General features: G+C 45.0%; 18 protein-coding genes. 14 read left to right on the top strand and 4 right to left on the bottom strand.

Translation table 11 applies throughout. The features are described from left to right. Window positions 1-66: 66 nt before the first annotated feature. From ICN47_RS02375 to tatC, 7 genes are read left to right on the top strand one after another with little or no spacing between them, the layout of a single operon-like run. Window positions 67-324 carry an antitoxin gene (locus ICN47_RS02375; protein WP_216218320.1) on the top strand — a complete coding sequence of 86 codons (258 nt, stop codon included), beginning with the start codon at window positions 67-69 and terminating at the stop codon, window positions 322-324. Then, complete coding sequence (locus tag ICN47_RS02370) at window positions 324-716, top strand: type II toxin-antitoxin system VapC family toxin (RefSeq protein WP_255538899.1); 393 nt, start codon at window positions 324-326, stop codon at window positions 714-716. The genes ICN47_RS02375 and ICN47_RS02370 overlap by 1 nt, the downstream gene beginning before the upstream one ends. A gap of 17 nt (window positions 717-733) precedes the next feature. Further along, entirely contained in the window at window positions 734-1,135 is a 402-nt protein-coding gene (locus ICN47_RS02365; protein ID WP_216218318.1) for a phosphoribosyl-ATP diphosphatase, read from the top strand. 3 nt (window positions 1,136-1,138) lie between these two features. Continuing rightward, window positions 1,139-1,495 carry a histidine triad nucleotide-binding protein gene (locus ICN47_RS02360; RefSeq protein WP_216218317.1) on the top strand — a complete coding sequence of 119 codons (357 nt, stop codon included), beginning with the start codon at window positions 1,139-1,141 and terminating at the stop codon, window positions 1,493-1,495. A gap of 16 nt (window positions 1,496-1,511) precedes the next feature. Then, complete coding sequence (gene tatA / locus ICN47_RS02355; RefSeq protein ID WP_216218316.1) at window positions 1,512-1,745, top strand: Sec-independent protein translocase subunit TatA; 234 nt, start codon at window positions 1,512-1,514, stop codon at window positions 1,743-1,745. Between the two features lie 37 nt (window positions 1,746-1,782). Further along, window positions 1,783-2,259 carry a Sec-independent protein translocase protein TatB gene (gene tatB, locus ICN47_RS02350; protein ID WP_216218315.1) on the top strand — a complete coding sequence of 159 codons (477 nt, stop codon included), beginning with the start codon at window positions 1,783-1,785 and terminating at the stop codon, window positions 2,257-2,259. A 7-nt stretch (window positions 2,260-2,266) separates the two neighbouring features. Beyond that, window positions 2,267-3,058 carry a twin-arginine translocase subunit TatC gene (gene tatC / locus ICN47_RS02345; protein ID WP_216218314.1) on the top strand — a complete coding sequence of 264 codons (792 nt, stop codon included), beginning with the start codon at window positions 2,267-2,269 and terminating at the stop codon, window positions 3,056-3,058. On the opposite strand, the gene ICN47_RS02340 is transcribed toward tatC, so the two are convergent. Then, the gene (locus tag ICN47_RS02340; protein WP_216218313.1) at window positions 3,034-4,515 is read right to left on the bottom strand and encodes a tetratricopeptide repeat protein; all 1,482 of its coding nucleotides are present in this window, start codon (window positions 4,513-4,515) and stop codon (window positions 3,034-3,036) included. The genes tatC and ICN47_RS02340 overlap by 25 nt on opposite strands. 208 nt (window positions 4,516-4,723) lie before the next feature. Here ICN47_RS02340 and ICN47_RS02335 point away from each other — a divergent pair, with 208 nt between their 5' ends. Together ICN47_RS02335 and ICN47_RS02330 are read left to right on the top strand one after the other, a co-directional pair. Next, complete coding sequence (locus ICN47_RS02335) at window positions 4,724-5,908, top strand: porin (protein ID WP_216218312.1); 1,185 nt, start codon at window positions 4,724-4,726, stop codon at window positions 5,906-5,908. 133 nt (window positions 5,909-6,041) lie between these two features. Further along, window positions 6,042-6,185, top strand: coding sequence for a hypothetical protein (locus ICN47_RS02330; RefSeq protein ID WP_216218311.1), 144 nt, complete (start codon window positions 6,042-6,044; stop codon window positions 6,183-6,185). A gap of 17 nt (window positions 6,186-6,202) precedes the next feature. Here ICN47_RS02330 and ICN47_RS02325 read toward each other — a convergent pair whose 3' ends face one another. Beyond that, complete coding sequence (locus ICN47_RS02325; RefSeq protein WP_216218310.1) at window positions 6,203-8,278, bottom strand: tetratricopeptide repeat protein; 2,076 nt, start codon at window positions 8,276-8,278, stop codon at window positions 6,203-6,205. Window positions 8,279-8,482: 204 nt separating this feature from the next. On the opposite strand from ICN47_RS02325, the gene ICN47_RS02320 reads away from it, so the two are divergent. The 4 genes from ICN47_RS02320 to ICN47_RS02305 are packed head-to-tail and all read left to right on the top strand — an operon-like array spanning window position 8,483 to window position 11,690. Then, window positions 8,483-9,391 (top strand): amino acid ABC transporter substrate-binding protein, encoded by a 909-nt coding sequence (locus ICN47_RS02320; protein ID WP_216218638.1) that lies wholly within the window; start codon window positions 8,483-8,485, stop codon window positions 9,389-9,391. Window positions 9,392-9,447: 56 nt separating this feature from the next. Further along, a complete protein-coding gene (locus ICN47_RS02315; RefSeq protein WP_216218309.1) occupies window positions 9,448-10,236 on the top strand; it encodes an amino acid ABC transporter permease in 789 nt (262 codons plus the stop codon). Window positions 10,237-10,247: 11 nt separating this feature from the next. Beyond that, window positions 10,248-10,916 (top strand): amino acid ABC transporter permease, encoded by a 669-nt coding sequence (locus tag ICN47_RS02310; RefSeq protein WP_216218308.1) that lies wholly within the window; start codon window positions 10,248-10,250, stop codon window positions 10,914-10,916. 39 nt (window positions 10,917-10,955) lie between these two features. After that, window positions 10,956-11,690: an amino acid ABC transporter ATP-binding protein gene (locus tag ICN47_RS02305; protein ID WP_216218307.1), complete on the top strand. Its 735-nt coding sequence runs from the start codon at window positions 10,956-10,958 to the stop codon at window positions 11,688-11,690. A gap of 3 nt (window positions 11,691-11,693) precedes the next feature. Here the strand turns inward: ICN47_RS02305 and ICN47_RS02300 are convergent, their stop codons facing one another. Together ICN47_RS02300 and mscL are read right to left on the bottom strand one after the other, a co-directional pair. Next, entirely contained in the window at window positions 11,694-12,872 is a 1,179-nt protein-coding gene (locus ICN47_RS02300; protein WP_216218306.1) for a trypsin-like peptidase domain-containing protein, read from the bottom strand. Continuing rightward, on the bottom strand, window positions 12,872-13,294 hold the full coding sequence (mscL, locus tag ICN47_RS02295; RefSeq protein WP_216218305.1) for a large conductance mechanosensitive channel protein MscL: 423 nt from the start codon (window positions 13,292-13,294) through the stop codon (window positions 12,872-12,874). Before mscL ends, ICN47_RS02300 begins: the two co-directional genes overlap by 1 nt. A gap of 137 nt (window positions 13,295-13,431) precedes the next feature. Here mscL and ICN47_RS02290 point away from each other — a divergent pair. Beyond that, window positions 13,432-13,579, top strand: a 148-nt coding sequence (locus tag ICN47_RS02290) for a ubiquinol-cytochrome c reductase iron-sulfur subunit N-terminal domain-containing protein (protein WP_304608913.1), incomplete at its 3' end; no start/stop codon positions are given.

The raw sequence follows: 13,579 nt of genomic DNA, 5'->3' as shown, positions 1-13,579 counted from the left end.
GTAGATATTGCCGAGCTGATTTGATAAAATGGTATATACTTTGATATATACCAAGGAGTTTAAGCGATGGGTCAAACTGCAAAGATATTTATGAATGGGCGGAGCCAGGCCGTACGTTTGCCTGCCGAATTTCGCTTTGAGGGACGGGAGGTATTTATTCGGCGCGATCCCGCTACTGGCGACCTCATTCTCTCGCGTAAACCAGATAACTGGAGTGACTTTTTCCTAGCCCTGCAGCAGGCCGAGGTTCCGGCGGATTTCTTGAGCCCCCAAGATCGTCAGCAAGGAGTACAAAATCGCGATCCTTTGGATGGACTTAAGTGATGACATATATGTTGGACACGAATACGGTAAGTTATTTTCTGAAGCAACATCCAGGCGTTACCAAAAGAATTACTGAGCTACCCTTGAATAGTCTATGCTTGTCAGTGATTTCCGAGGGAGAGCTGCGCTACGGATTGGCTCGTAAGCCAGAAGCTAAAAATCTTCATAAGGTTGTGCAAGAATTTTTAAAAAGAGTTGATGTACTAACTTGGAGCAGCGATGCGGCTCAGCATTATGGTAACTTGAGGGCAGAGCTAGAGGCTAAAGGCGATAGTCTTGGAGCTCTTGATATGCTGATAGCAGCACATGCATGTTCAATAGGCGCCATCTTAGTAACAAATGACAAGGCTTTTACAAGAGTCAAAAAATTGAAAGTTGAAGATTGGACATAGTTGTTCAAAAAATAACGATGGATAGCACCAATAAAACACCTAAAAATTTGGATTCCGCTTTCGCGCATCTGGCTGATGTAGTTGACAAACGCCGTGATGCATTTAAATCTGGTCAGGCAGACCCCAAGACTTCATATACCGCCTTACTCTTTTCTAAGGGCGATGATGGCATCTTGAAAAAGATTGGTGAAGAAGCCACTGAAACAGTGATGGCTGCTAAAGATGTTCGCAGCTCTCATCTCGCTTCTGAGCAAAAAAAGCTGCTGGTGGGCGAAATGGCGGATTTGTGGTTTCACTGCCTCATTGCTCTATCTCAGTTCAATTTGCGCCCAGAGGATGTCATTGAAGAACTGGATCGTCGTTTAGGCACCTCAGGCATTGAGGAAAAGGCAGCACGCAAAGCATCTGGCAAGGAATAGGCCATGAGTCATGATCCAAATTGCCTGTTTTGTAAGATTTCGCAGGGTTTGATCCCGTCACAAAAGGTCTATGAGGACGAGGAAATCTACGCATTTAAAGATATCCACCCAGCAGCACCCGTGCATTTCTTGATGATTCCCAAAAAACATATCCCCATGTTGGAGTCTGTGGAAAGCATAGATGCACCTTTGCTGGGTAGAATGATGGAATTAGCGTCCCGTCTTGCCAAAGAGCAAGGTTGCCGTCCGGGTAAGGATGGTGGCTTTAAATTAATGGTAAATAATGGAGCAGATGGAGGGCAGGAGGTTTATCACTTGCATTTGCATGTGATGGGCGGTCCGCGTCCTTGGAACAAATAATCCTAGGAGATTAAGAATGGGTTCATTTAGCATTTGGCATTGGTTAATTGTGTTGGTCATCGTGATGTTGGTGTTTGGCACCAAGAAATTGCGCAATATTGGCCAAGACTTGGGTGGTGCTGTTAAAGGTTTTAAAGATGGCATGAAGGCATCTGAGGAATCTAAAGATCAAACAGCCGAACAACTTCAACAAAGCGCTGCTTCTGCAGATAAGACAGTTGATGTTCACGCTAAAGATGTAAATAAATAATTGCCATTGCGCAGATAGAAATTCATGCGGTTCTTAAATGATTGATCTTGGAGTTTCAAAACTTGCGCTGATTGCAGTTGTGGCATTAGTTGTAGTTGGACCAGAGCGCCTACCAAAGGTAGCGCGTATGGCCGGTAATCTCTTTGGCCGAGCTCAACGCTATATGGCCGACGTCAAATCGGAAGTCAATCGCCAAATGGAGATTGAGGAATTTAAAAAGCTCCGAGAAGAAAGCGCCTCAGCGCTCAAAGAAGTTGAAAACAGTATTAACTCAACCGTTCAAGAGGCTGGCACGCATCTGAGCGATCAAGCAGATATTTTTGAAACGACCTTTGAAAAAACGCCGCTCGATGAGCAGGAGGTTTTGCGTAAAACAAAACGTCAGGGTAGGAGTAGTTGGGGTGTGCGCCGAGCTGCTAGGCCGGTTTGGTTCAAGCGCTCAGCAGGAATTCGTACTCGTGTGCAATCAGGCGCAGCCAGAATGAAGCGCTTTCATCACACAGCAGGCAAATAATTAATTCATGACGCAAGATAATTCCACTGAAGATTCAGGTTTACAAGAATCCTTCCTTTCGCACCTATTTGAGTTGCGCGATCGCGTCATTAAGGCCGCCTTGGCCATCATCACCGTCTTTATTTGCTTGGTGTATTGGGCGCCAGATATTTTTCATCTATTCGCACAGCCGCTTTTAGAGGCATTGCCTGCTGGCGGCAAGATGATCGTGACCGATGTAACTGGCTCATTTTTTGTACCAATGAAAGTGACGATGTTGGTGGCATTCTTGATTGCGCTGCCGGTAGTGATGTATCAGATCTGGGCATTCATTGCGCCCGGACTTTATCTGCATGAGCGCAAACTAATTTTGCCTTTGGTCGTTAGTAGCTACACCTTATTCATCATCGGCATGGCGTTTGCTTACTTCTTAGTCTTCCCAACCATATTTAAATTCATGGCTAGCTACAACGCACCCTTAGGTGCGGAGATGTCTACAGATATTGATAACTATCTTAGCTTTGCCATGACAACCTTTTTGGCTTTCGGCATTACCTTCGAGGTTCCAGTAGTGGTTGTGGTGCTGGTGCGCATGGGGATCGTCCCATTGGCCAAGCTTAGAGAAATTCGTCCTTATGTAATCGTTGGGGCTTTTGTGATCTCGGCAGTTGTAACGCCCCCAGACGTTTTATCCCAGCTGCTCTTAGCGGTCCCGATGACCTTGCTATATGAACTGGGTTTGTTGGTTGCGCGCTTATACGTTCCAAAACCCTCTGAAGACGATACTGCAGATTCTCAGGCCAACTCAGCGTCTTCTTGATTTACGAGGTTTTTTGAGAAGGTAGACGTCAGCCATTGAGTAACGCGATCAAAGCGATAGCGTCTCTGGCGTAAGTTCCCCTCAATATCTAATTCTGAGCCAGCAAAGATCTTGCCTGCAGCAAGTAGGGCGCGTCGTTGCTGAATCGTTTCAATCTGAATCAGACGCGGCAATATTTTGGGTAACTCCCAGCGGATATCTACTACGACACAGTGCTCATGTTGAAGTTGACCAACATCAGAAAGCAGTAATTCCGCCTTGGTGAAATTAAATTGATTGGCGATGATGAGTCGATGGCACAACAAAATCCAATCCAGATCTAATTTATGTTCTGCATGATGATTTAAAGCCTGCTCAGCACAAAGCGCTAATTCACGCCATTCATTCTTCTTGGGGACTGGGCAGCTCTCTAAAATTTTCGAGAGTAGTTCTTTTGCTTCAGCCACACCTTGTTGGTGTGCATGCCATACCCAATACGATGCCTGGAGTCCTCGCACCTTTTCATCAAGCTTCTCGCGTTTGCGCCATAAATTTGCCGCTTTACGAAATTGGGCTTGTGGATGACCTAGATCAGCAGCACTATCAAAGCAGCGATCACTTTCTGCAGCGTTGTATCCAGAAAATTGGGGGCGACGATAAATCTCACCTAACGCATACCACGCGTCGCGATCTCCATCCTTAGCAGCGAGCTCTAGCCAGTAAGCTGCTTTCTTAAGAGAGGCATTTGATTTGGAGGCTTTTACATTATCCGGAGTGATACTGACATCATCGAGCTGTGCAAGACGCAAACCTAAGGTGAATCTTGCGCTAGTAAGACCTAATTCAGCAGCTTGGGCTAGCGCTTCTTCATTTTGATTTTCAATCCATGCCGCCCAGAGAGAAGAGAGTGCCTCATTCTTGGGTTGTAGTTTGATGAGAAGTTCTTTTGCTGCAACCGAATGCGATGTTTCGCTGTCTGCAAGTTCTTGCAAGAATTGCTTGGCGAGTTTTTGCAAACCCACAAAATCCAAATTGGATATTTGCTCTACAGAAATCGCTGTTTGTTTTTTCAGCCAATCTACTAATTGAGATTGTGTCGCGCTGTATTCAGGGTTGATCAGTAAGTTGGCTAGCTGCCATTTCGCAGCAAGCTGGGCGTCAGACACCACTTCATTTGTAGAAAGCTTCCAAAAAACCTCCCAGCCAAACTGGAATGAAGGGGAATTGAAGGTCTCCATGAGTGGAATAGTGGCAACTTGGCCCCAAAGCTCCAAAATTTGAGCCTCATTTGAGATGTTTTCTTTAAGTCCTTGATTTTGAATGGAAATATAGGATTTTTCTAACCAAATCAAGGCATTGGAGGGCTGAATTGGGGTTTTAAACTCCCCTGTTAAGTAAGCTGAGGCTAGTTTTTGTTGCGCAAATACATCACCCATTCGGGCGGAACTCAGGATTTTTAAGAATTCACGGCTTGCCATATGACAATTTTGGCATTCAAAGCCCAAAAATGACAGAAAACAGTGGTCTTGTTGCCGTGATACAACGAAGAAAGCCAAAAAACTACCTTTTGACAAGCAAAAAGAGCTCCTAATTGCCCTGACCACGAGATTGGGCTAGCAAAACAAGCAAAATTCACAGGTCCCAGTTTTATTCGGGCATTACTTTTAATTTATGGAGATTTACAGAATGAAAAAATCGCTATTAGCAGTTGCAGCGCTCTCAGCTATTGCTGGCGCAGCACAAGCACAATCCAGCGTAACAATCTACGGTGTATTGGATGCTGGTTACGCAAACCAAAAATCTGACGGTGCTGGTACAAACGCGCAGTCAAAAGCTTCAAACAGCATCATCGCTTCTTCAATGGAGCAGACAAGCCGTTTGGGTTTCAAAGGTACTGAAGATTTGGGCGGCGGTATGTCTGCTCTGTTCACAGTTGAGACTGGTTTACAGCCAACTAACGAATCCGCTTCTGTATGGAACAACCGTCAATCTTTCGTTGGTTTGAAAAAGAACGGCGCTGGTACATTCACAATCGGTACACAATACACTCAAGCTTTCCAAGCTTTGTCAGCAACTGACGTAGGTCAGACTAACAACATGCCTGGTTCTGCTGTTTACCCACAGACAATGTCTGGTAGTAACGGTAACGCTGGTGCAAAACCATTTGCAGCTGCTGGTGGTCCTGGCGGCGCAACAGACGGTTTGACAGTTCGTACATCAAACACTGTTAATGCACAATCAGACAACTTTGCTGGTTTCACATTGGGCGCTTCTTACACACAGAACGGCACAACTGTAACTCCAACAAACACAACATCTACATCAGCTAACCACACTGGTTGGGGCGTTAAGGCTGACTACACATGGAACAAGTTGTATGTTGTTTTGGCTGCTAACAAGCTCAAGTCAAGCGACACACAAGGTGGCGTAACATCTGTTACAAACCCAGCTCCATCACTCTGGTCTGCTCCTAACGGTGGCGTAAACACACAAGACAACCAAGCATATGCTGCAGCTACTTATGACTTCGGTATCTTGAAGGCTTACTTGCAATACATGAACCGTAAAGCAACAGATACAGTTAACACTAACTACTACGCACAACGTCGTGCACAACAGATTGGTGTTCGTTCATACATTACTCCAACAATCGAAGGTTGGGCTAACGTTGGTAACGGTCGCATCACTACTTTCGGTGCAAGCAACCCATCATCTAACTTTGTAGCATGGCAAGCTGGTTTGAACTACTATTTATCTAAGCGTACAAACGTTTATGGTATCTACGGTTCAAACAACCAGAGCTCTGCTGCTCCAGTTAACCCATCTTTGAATGTTTCAGCATTCGCAGTTGGTGTACGTCACACTTTCTAATTTAACGCTAGCGTAAGCTAGTATTGAATTTAGAAATCAGTTGTACAAAAACCCACCGTGGCAACACGGTGGGTTTTTTAATTCCTAGAAGCTTCTATGCGGGAATTAAATTCAGGTAACTAAAGGTGCACTTATGAAAAAGACTCTAATCCTCACTGTATTGGCAATCACCACTGTCGCTTTAAGTGGATGTTTGAGCACTTCGCCTGTGGGCGTAAATTGCGTTCAAGGCACACCATTTTTAGATATGCCGGTTGCCTGTATAGGCGGCAATTAATTGAGGGCTAGCGCAAGCTAGTTTTTAAGATCGATATGCTCTGGCGGCAATCCCGCCAGATCGCGTTGATGCATGGCTGCATAGGCCGCTTCCATATTTTTCGTGAATAGCGGCGCATCGAATAATGGGGCAGTGAGTCGATTTCGATCTAACTGCTGTTTGATTTGCCCAAGTCTTTCTGGGTTATTCGCCAATTCAATCGCTAAGTTTTCATACGCTGCAGATGAGCTCGTAATGAGCTCAGGTAAATCGATGAACTTCAGTAGGCTTGTAGCGACTCGGCCGGGGAAAGTGCTCCCCGTTAATGTAATGACTGGAAGGCCAGCCCAAAGTGCATCACTCGCAGTGGTGTGTGCATTATAGGGAAGCGTATCTAAGAATAAGTCTGCGCAGCGATGTCTTGCGAGATGATCGGCTAGCGAAAGGCGTTTTGCAAAAATAATTCGTGCTGGATCAATGCCTCTTGCCTGAGCTTCTTTTCTTAAATTTTGATTAGCTTCTTGGTTATCTTCAATCAGCCATAAGACGCTGTCTTTAACAGCGTGCAGTATCTTCATCCAGATATCAAAGGTCTGCGGAAGAATTTTGTAGCTATTGTTAAAACAGCAAAATACAAAACCTTCTTTTGGCAAGCCTAATTCTTCCCGAGTAAATTGCTTATCGGAAATGATCTTTTTGGAGTCATTGGTTTGGTAGCAATGCGGCAAGCGCACGATTTTTTCAAAGTAGTGCTGTCTGCTGTCATCAGGAATGACGACGCTATCGGCAATGAGGTAATCAATGTAGTCTGCGCCAATGGTTCCAGGAAAGCCAAGGTAATTCACCTGAATGGGCGCGGGCTTTCTAGCAAAGACGCCTTGTCTTGGTCTGCCAAAGAAGCCATTTAAATTGACCAGAATATCGATTTCTTTATCTAAGATGGCCTTAGCTGCCTGCGCATCTGACATTCGGGAGATGTCTATCAGCCCATCAAAGGCATCTTCGATTCTTTTTCGCCTAGGGCTCTGATCGTCCCAGCCATTATCAAAGGCATAAATTTCAAATTGTTTTTTATCATGCAGCTCCCAGAGCTCAGTCATCAAAATAGCAGTGGCTTGTTCTCTGAACTCCCCGCAAAGATAGCCAATCCGAATTTTGGGATGATTTTTGGAGGCTTGCCCTGAATGTAATTTTTTTTGTGGCGGAAATTTGGCCAGTGAGAAAATTTCTGCGCATTTTTTTAATAGAGCTTCATCATCACAAATGCCTTGGAACCCAAAGGGATCTGCTGATTTTTTATTTTCAGAGATATTCCTGCAAATGCTGCGGTATAAATCGTCAATGTCGGCCCAATCACAGGCGTGCAACTTGGCATGTAGGAGAACGCCCTTTCCAAAAGGGAATTGAGGATCTAGCTCTATGACTCTTTTAAAACTCTCCGCAGCAGCCTGATAGTGCTTGAGCTCATGGAGTGCAGTACCTTTGTTAGACCAGGCCTCTACATCGCCAGGATGAAGTGCAAGAGCCTGGTTGTAGTGGGCGAGAGCCTCTTCATAGCGCTTCAGCTCGGCATAGGTCACGCCCTTGTTGAGTAAGGCCTCTACATAGCCAGGATTTAGTTTGAGCGCTTTGTCATAGTGGGCGAGAGCCTCTTCATAGCGCTTCAGCGCATTTAGTGCGGTACCCTTATTTGACCAAGCTTGTCCAGCGCCAGGATTTAAGGCAATGGCCTTGTCTAGGGCAATTAAGGCCTCTTCATAGCGCTTTAGCTCATTGAGTGAGGCGCCCTTATTGATTAGCGCCGCTGGATCTTGCGGATCTAATTCAATGGCTCTGTCATAAAGCTCAATCGCCTTTTCATGCTCGTGTTTGAGGGAGGCAATAAACCCCAGGCTATAAAAAATCCCAGGATCCTCTTTTCTGAATTGGGCCAATTGGGTCAATATGCCTATTGCTTGCTCAAGCCGGTTGTTTTGAGCGCATTCGATCGCAATATTAAATAGCGTATCGAGATTTTCAGCATTTTCACTGATGGCTTCCAAAATCAGCTCTTTCGGCAGAGCAGCACTGCTTTGGCGAAGAGTTTCAATGATTTTTAGAATGAATGGCGACATATGCCCATTGTCCATAAAAACAATATTTGAATGTTGTATATATTCAGAGCTCTTTGGGAGGCTTGATTTTGGGGCACATTCGGCCTTGGTAGAGATGACAATTGTTAATAATTGTAGATAATGCTAGATTGAAACCGATGTGGCATTTTTAGCCATTTAAATTGGTTCACCCCTTACTTATTATTGGAAGAGCACCTCATGAAAATGAAACAAATAAGCCAGATTTTTGCTTTGACAGCCCTCGTGGCAATTTCAGGCGCTACCGTTGCTGCAAGTGCCACCATGGACAAAATTAAATCATCCGGCGCAGTCACCATGGGCGTTCGCGAATCTTCTATTCCGATGTCCTACACCACTGGCGATAGCCGCTTTGATGGATATCACGTTGAAATCTGCCGCATGATTTTGGGTGATATTAAAGACAAATTAGGCATGAGCACATTGCGTATTAACTACCAGCCAGTCACATCACAAAATCGTGTGCCCTTGGTTCAAAATGGTACGGTGGATATTGAGTGCGGAACAACAACGAACAATGCAGGTCGTGCAAAAGATGTTGGTTTTGCTAACACTTTGTATGTTGAAGAAGTGCGTATTGCCGTTAAAGCAAACTCTGGAATTAATTCTATTTCTCAGTTGGCAGGCAAAAAAGTAGCAACAACAACAGGCACTACATCTGTTCAGTTATTGCGCAAACATGAAAAAGCCAATGGCGTGAACTTCGATGAAGTGTATGGCAAAGACCATGCTGATAGCTTCTTGCTCTTGGAGTCTGGCCGTGCTGACGCATTCGTGATGGATGGTTCCATCTTGGCAGGCAACATCGCTAACTCAAAAAATCCAAAAGACTACAAAATTGTTGGTGAAGTGTTGAGCACAGAGCCAATCGCCATCATGGTTCCAAAGAATGATCCAGAATTCAAAGCTGCTGTAAACGCTGCGATTGCGAAGATTGTTGCAAATGGCAAAATGCCTGCGTTGTGGGACAAGTGGTTCTTAAAGCCAATTCCACCAAAAAATATCGTAGTGGGTCTTGAGTTATCTCCAGCGACTAAAAATGCTTGGGCTAACCCAAATGACAAACCGGCGGAAGATTATCAGCAGAAGAAATAATTTTTCCAGTGTTGCTCGTCAACATAGAAAAACCCTCTTAATGGCGAGCTAACTATATGGCATTAGATTTAGGCATTTTTTGTAAAAGCACTTTAGACGGAGAAGTGGTTGATCACTGCTTCTCCGCTTTATTTGGGCTGGGCCAAAACGCTGATCCAAGTTATTTAGATTGGTTAATGAAGGCCTGGGGTTGGACCTTGGCAGTTGCTGGCCTAGGACTGACGATCGCGCTGATAGTGGGCGCTGTCATGGGTACGTTACGCACCCTTCCGGATACCGGCAGAGGCAGCAGAGTGCTAGTGCGTTTTGCTACTGCTTGGGTAGAGTTATTTAGAAATATCCCAGTCTTAGTTCAAGTATTTCTTTGGTATCACGTCATCCCCGCATTTATTGTTCCTTTGAAGTTGCTGCCCTCCTATTGGTTAGTCAGTATTGCCTTGGGCTTTTACACTTCTGCACGGATTGCGGAACAAGTGAGGGCGGGCATACAGTCACTACCTAGTGGTCAGCGCGCTGCAGCCACTGCCTTAGGTTTAACTACAGCGCAAACCTATCGTTACATCATCTTGCCAATGGCTTTGCGGATTGTGATTCCACCATTGACTTCAGAGAGCATGAACGCAGTTAAAAATTCTTCAGTGGCGTTTGCGGTATCTGTTCCCGAGCTCACCTTGTTTGCAATGCAAGCGCAAGAAGAGACATCTCATGGCGTGGAAATTTATTTAGCAGTGACTGCCTTATACGCGCTCTCTGCTTTCGGGGTAAACCGAGTGATGGCGCTGATCGAAAAGAGAAGTCGCATACCAGGCTTTATCAGTGCATCTAACGATGCTGTAGCACATTAAATGGATCTGATATGTTGAGTCTAGATCTAAGCTTCTACAACTGGGAACTATTTACCGGATACATCCTCAAGGGATTGGTATTTAGTGTGCAGTTAACCGTACTGGCTACTGTTGGTGGCATTGTGGTGGGTACTTTCTTGGCCTTAATGCGTTTATCTGGACGTCCGGCCTTAGTCTATCCAGCAACGATTTATGTGAACACCATGCGTTCGATTCCGTTGGTCATGGTGATTCTCTGGTTCTTCTTACTTATTCCAATGCTGATTGGCAGACCCATTGGTGCCGACCTTTCTGCAACGATTACCTTTATTGCTTTTGAGGCAGCCTTCTTTTCGGAGATTGTCCGCGCTGGTATTCAGTCGGTACCTAAAGGGCAAACTTATGCTGGTGAAGCATTGGGCATGACCTACGGTCAAAACATGCGCTTAATTGTTTTGCCCCAAGCATTTCGGAACATGATCCCAGTGTTTATGACTCAAACCATTATCTTGTTCCAGGACACTTCTTTGGTATATGCCATTGGTGCCTACGACTTGCTTAAAGGCTTTGAAATTGCTGGCAAAAACTATGGTCGTCCGATTGAGACCTATATCTTGGCGGCTGCGACTTATTTTGTTATTTGCTTCTCGCTTTCTAAAATTGTTCGTAAGATTCAGGCCAAAGTTGCGATCATTCGCTAATTTATTTTTCTATATTTGTTACACACTACATAGACCATCATGATTGAACTTCAAAACGTTTCGAAATGGTATGGCTCCTTTCAGGTTCTAACGGATTGCAGCACCTCAATCAACAAAGGTGAGGTAGTAGTGATTTGCGGTCCATCAGGATCAGGCAAATCAACGCTGATTAAAACGATCAATGCTTTGGAGCCTTTTCAGGCAGGTGAAATTACGGTTGATGGAATTGATCTCCATAACCCTAAAACTAATCTTCCTAAATTACGCTCACGTGTTGGTATGGTATTTCAAAATTTTGAATTATTTCCACACTTAAGCATTACGGAAAACCTGACACTTGCTCAAATCAAAGTATTAGGACGTTCTGCTGATGAAGCCAAAACCCATGGCCTGAAGTATCTTGAAAGGGTGGGCTTAATTGCGCAGAAAGATAAATATCCTGGCCAACTTTCTGGGGGTCAGCAACAGCGGGTAGCCATTGCGCGAGCTTTAAGTATGGATCCTATCCTCATGTTATTTGATGAGCCAACTTCCGCGCTTGATCCAGAAATGGTTGGAGAAGTGTTGGATGTTATGGTGAAGCTAGCCAATGAAGGTATGACGATGTGCTGCGTGACGCACGAAATGGGTTTTGCGCGCAAAGTAGGTAATCGCGTGATCTTTATGGATCAGGGCAGAATTATTGAAGATTGCAGTAAGGATGAATTCTTCGGCAATCCAGAGGCACGCTCGTCTAGGGCAAAAGACTTTTTATCTAAGATATTGTCGAACTAAATTCTAGCCGTGCATTTTGGGCCTAGGTCGTTTGCCAATGCTGACCTTGAGCTCCAATTCTTTCGTCTTGCGTAAAACCTTAATTGTGGCCTCATTACCAGGCCCGAGCTGAGCAATTTGATTGAGTAATTGCCGGACGTCTTTGGTGGTCTGATTGTTCACGGCGATAAGGACATCTCCGGGCTTAGCTCCACCCCGGTCTGCAGGCCCACCCTCAAGCACTCCAGACAGTATTACGCCCTCAGTATTACCTGCCAAGCCAAGAGACTCTGCAAGCTCTTTAGAAAGGTTCTGGGGCTCGACTCCAATCCAACCGCGTGTGACAGCGCCATTGCTGAGGATGGATTCCATTACTTGTTTAGCTAGATTGACGGGTATCGCAAAGCCAATGCCCATCGAGCCGCCATTGTTAGAAAAGATAGCGGTATTAATTCCAATGAGATTGCCGCGGGTATCAATGAGAGCGCCACCCGAATTACCGGGATTAATTGCTGCATCCGTTTGAATAAAATTTTCAAAGGTATTGATACCTACATGATCACGACCCATCGCAGAAACAATTCCTGAGGTAACCGTTTGACCAACACCAAATGGATTGCCGATGGCAAGCACTACATCGCCCACATGAACAGACTCTATTTTTCCAAGCGTGATTGGAGTGGGTAAATGTTTTGCTTCAATCTTTAAAACAGCAATGTCTGTTTCGGGATCGCTACCAATGACTTGCGCTTTTAATTTACGACCATCAGCCAATGCAACATCAATATCACTTGCATCACTAATGACGTGATGGTTTGTCAGAATGAGCCCTTCAGGACTCACCAATACTCCAGAACCTAGGCTGGAACTGGGCTCCTCGTCTGGAGGCTGATCACCAAAAAAGAATTTAAACAAAGGATCTGCAGGATTGCCATTACTGCCTTTGCGAGTTTTTGATTTGCTAGATGCTTTGCTCGTAAAAATATTAACGACTGCTGGCATCGATTTTTTAACTGCATCATGATAGGACCCGGGGCTAATGCTGCCTGCATCATAAGCACCTTCTCTTAAGGTAATGCTATCGACTAAGGAGGTGCTTTGAATGCCTGATAACCAATTTGGCTTGAGCGTAATTGCAATAAACCAGGCAGCCAAAAAAATGGTGACTGCTTGGGCAAAGAGTAACCAAAGTCGATTGAACATTATTTTTTGAGGCTATCGCGAATTTCACGTAGCAACACAATATCTTCTGGTGTTGGCGGAGCTGGTGGGGCATCGATGATGCGAATCTTGTTAACCACTTTGATCATTTGAAAAATGACAAAAGCCAAGATGATGAAATTAATGGAAATGGTGATGAAATTGCCATAAGCAAATATGGGAACCCCAGCCTTTTTGAGGGCGTCAAAGGTTCTGGGTACGCCCTCTGGTACGTGACCCAGAACGATAAACAGGTTCGTAAAGTCAATGTGACCACCCAAAAGGGTCGTAATAACCGGCATCACGATGTCATTTACCAGGGAATCGACGATTTTTCCAAAAGCCCCACCAATAATCACACCAACGGCCAAATCAATGACGTTGCCCTTGACGGCAAAGTCCCGAAACTCCTTTAAAACGCCCATAATTGCCTTCCTTTCTGCTTGTATACAGATTAACCCGAGATTAACCCCATAACTTTCTTGCTTACCCCACTTTTTACTTTAAAATCCTACCTTTAAGCAATTTCCACCCATAAATACCCTTTCTAGGAATTTTGTAAATGAGTGACAAGCCCAGTATGGACAAGGATCGCCGTAATTGGCTGATCGCCACATCGGCGGTTGGTGGCGTAGGTGCAGCCGCAGCCCTTTACCCTTTTGTGGACAGTTTTGAGCCTTCCGAGCGCGCTAAAGCCGCCGGAGCCGCTG

This window comes from Polynucleobacter sp. AP-Latsch-80-C2 (genome assembly GCF_018882185.1).
In the GTDB taxonomy this organism is placed as follows: Bacteria; Pseudomonadota; Gammaproteobacteria; order Burkholderiales; family Burkholderiaceae; genus Polynucleobacter.
This window is presented reverse-complemented; position numbering and strand designations above follow the sequence as displayed.

Excerpts from the sequence above, each read along its gene's own strand:
- ICN47_RS02375 (WP_216218320.1), top strand. The coding sequence starts at position 67 with ATGGGTCAAACTGCAAAGATATTTATGAATGGGCGGAGCCAGGCCGTA.
- ICN47_RS02370 (WP_255538899.1), top strand. The coding sequence starts at position 324 with ATGACATATATGTTGGACACGAATACGGTAAGTTATTTTCTGAAGCAA.
- ICN47_RS02365 (WP_216218318.1), top strand. The coding sequence starts at position 734 with ATGGATAGCACCAATAAAACACCTAAAAATTTGGATTCCGCTTTCGCG.
- ICN47_RS02360 (WP_216218317.1), top strand. The coding sequence starts at position 1,139 with ATGAGTCATGATCCAAATTGCCTGTTTTGTAAGATTTCGCAGGGTTTG.
- tatA (WP_216218316.1), top strand. The coding sequence starts at position 1,512 with ATGGGTTCATTTAGCATTTGGCATTGGTTAATTGTGTTGGTCATCGTG.
- tatB (WP_216218315.1), top strand. The coding sequence starts at position 1,783 with ATGATTGATCTTGGAGTTTCAAAACTTGCGCTGATTGCAGTTGTGGCA.
- tatC (WP_216218314.1), top strand. The coding sequence starts at position 2,267 with ATGACGCAAGATAATTCCACTGAAGATTCAGGTTTACAAGAATCCTTC.
- ICN47_RS02340 (WP_216218313.1), bottom strand. The coding sequence starts at position 4,515 with ATGGCAAGCCGTGAATTCTTAAAAATCCTGAGTTCCGCCCGAATGGGT.
- ICN47_RS02335 (WP_216218312.1), top strand. The coding sequence starts at position 4,724 with ATGAAAAAATCGCTATTAGCAGTTGCAGCGCTCTCAGCTATTGCTGGC.
- ICN47_RS02330 (WP_216218311.1), top strand. The coding sequence starts at position 6,042 with ATGAAAAAGACTCTAATCCTCACTGTATTGGCAATCACCACTGTCGCT.
- ICN47_RS02325 (WP_216218310.1), bottom strand. The coding sequence starts at position 8,278 with ATGTCGCCATTCATTCTAAAAATCATTGAAACTCTTCGCCAAAGCAGT.
- ICN47_RS02320 (WP_216218638.1), top strand. The coding sequence starts at position 8,483 with ATGAAACAAATAAGCCAGATTTTTGCTTTGACAGCCCTCGTGGCAATT.
- ICN47_RS02315 (WP_216218309.1), top strand. The coding sequence starts at position 9,448 with ATGGCATTAGATTTAGGCATTTTTTGTAAAAGCACTTTAGACGGAGAA.
- ICN47_RS02310 (WP_216218308.1), top strand. The coding sequence starts at position 10,248 with ATGTTGAGTCTAGATCTAAGCTTCTACAACTGGGAACTATTTACCGGA.
- ICN47_RS02305 (WP_216218307.1), top strand. The coding sequence starts at position 10,956 with ATGATTGAACTTCAAAACGTTTCGAAATGGTATGGCTCCTTTCAGGTT.
- ICN47_RS02300 (WP_216218306.1), bottom strand. The coding sequence starts at position 12,872 with ATGTTCAATCGACTTTGGTTACTCTTTGCCCAAGCAGTCACCATTTTT.
- mscL (WP_216218305.1), bottom strand. The coding sequence starts at position 13,294 with ATGGGCGTTTTAAAGGAGTTTCGGGACTTTGCCGTCAAGGGCAACGTC.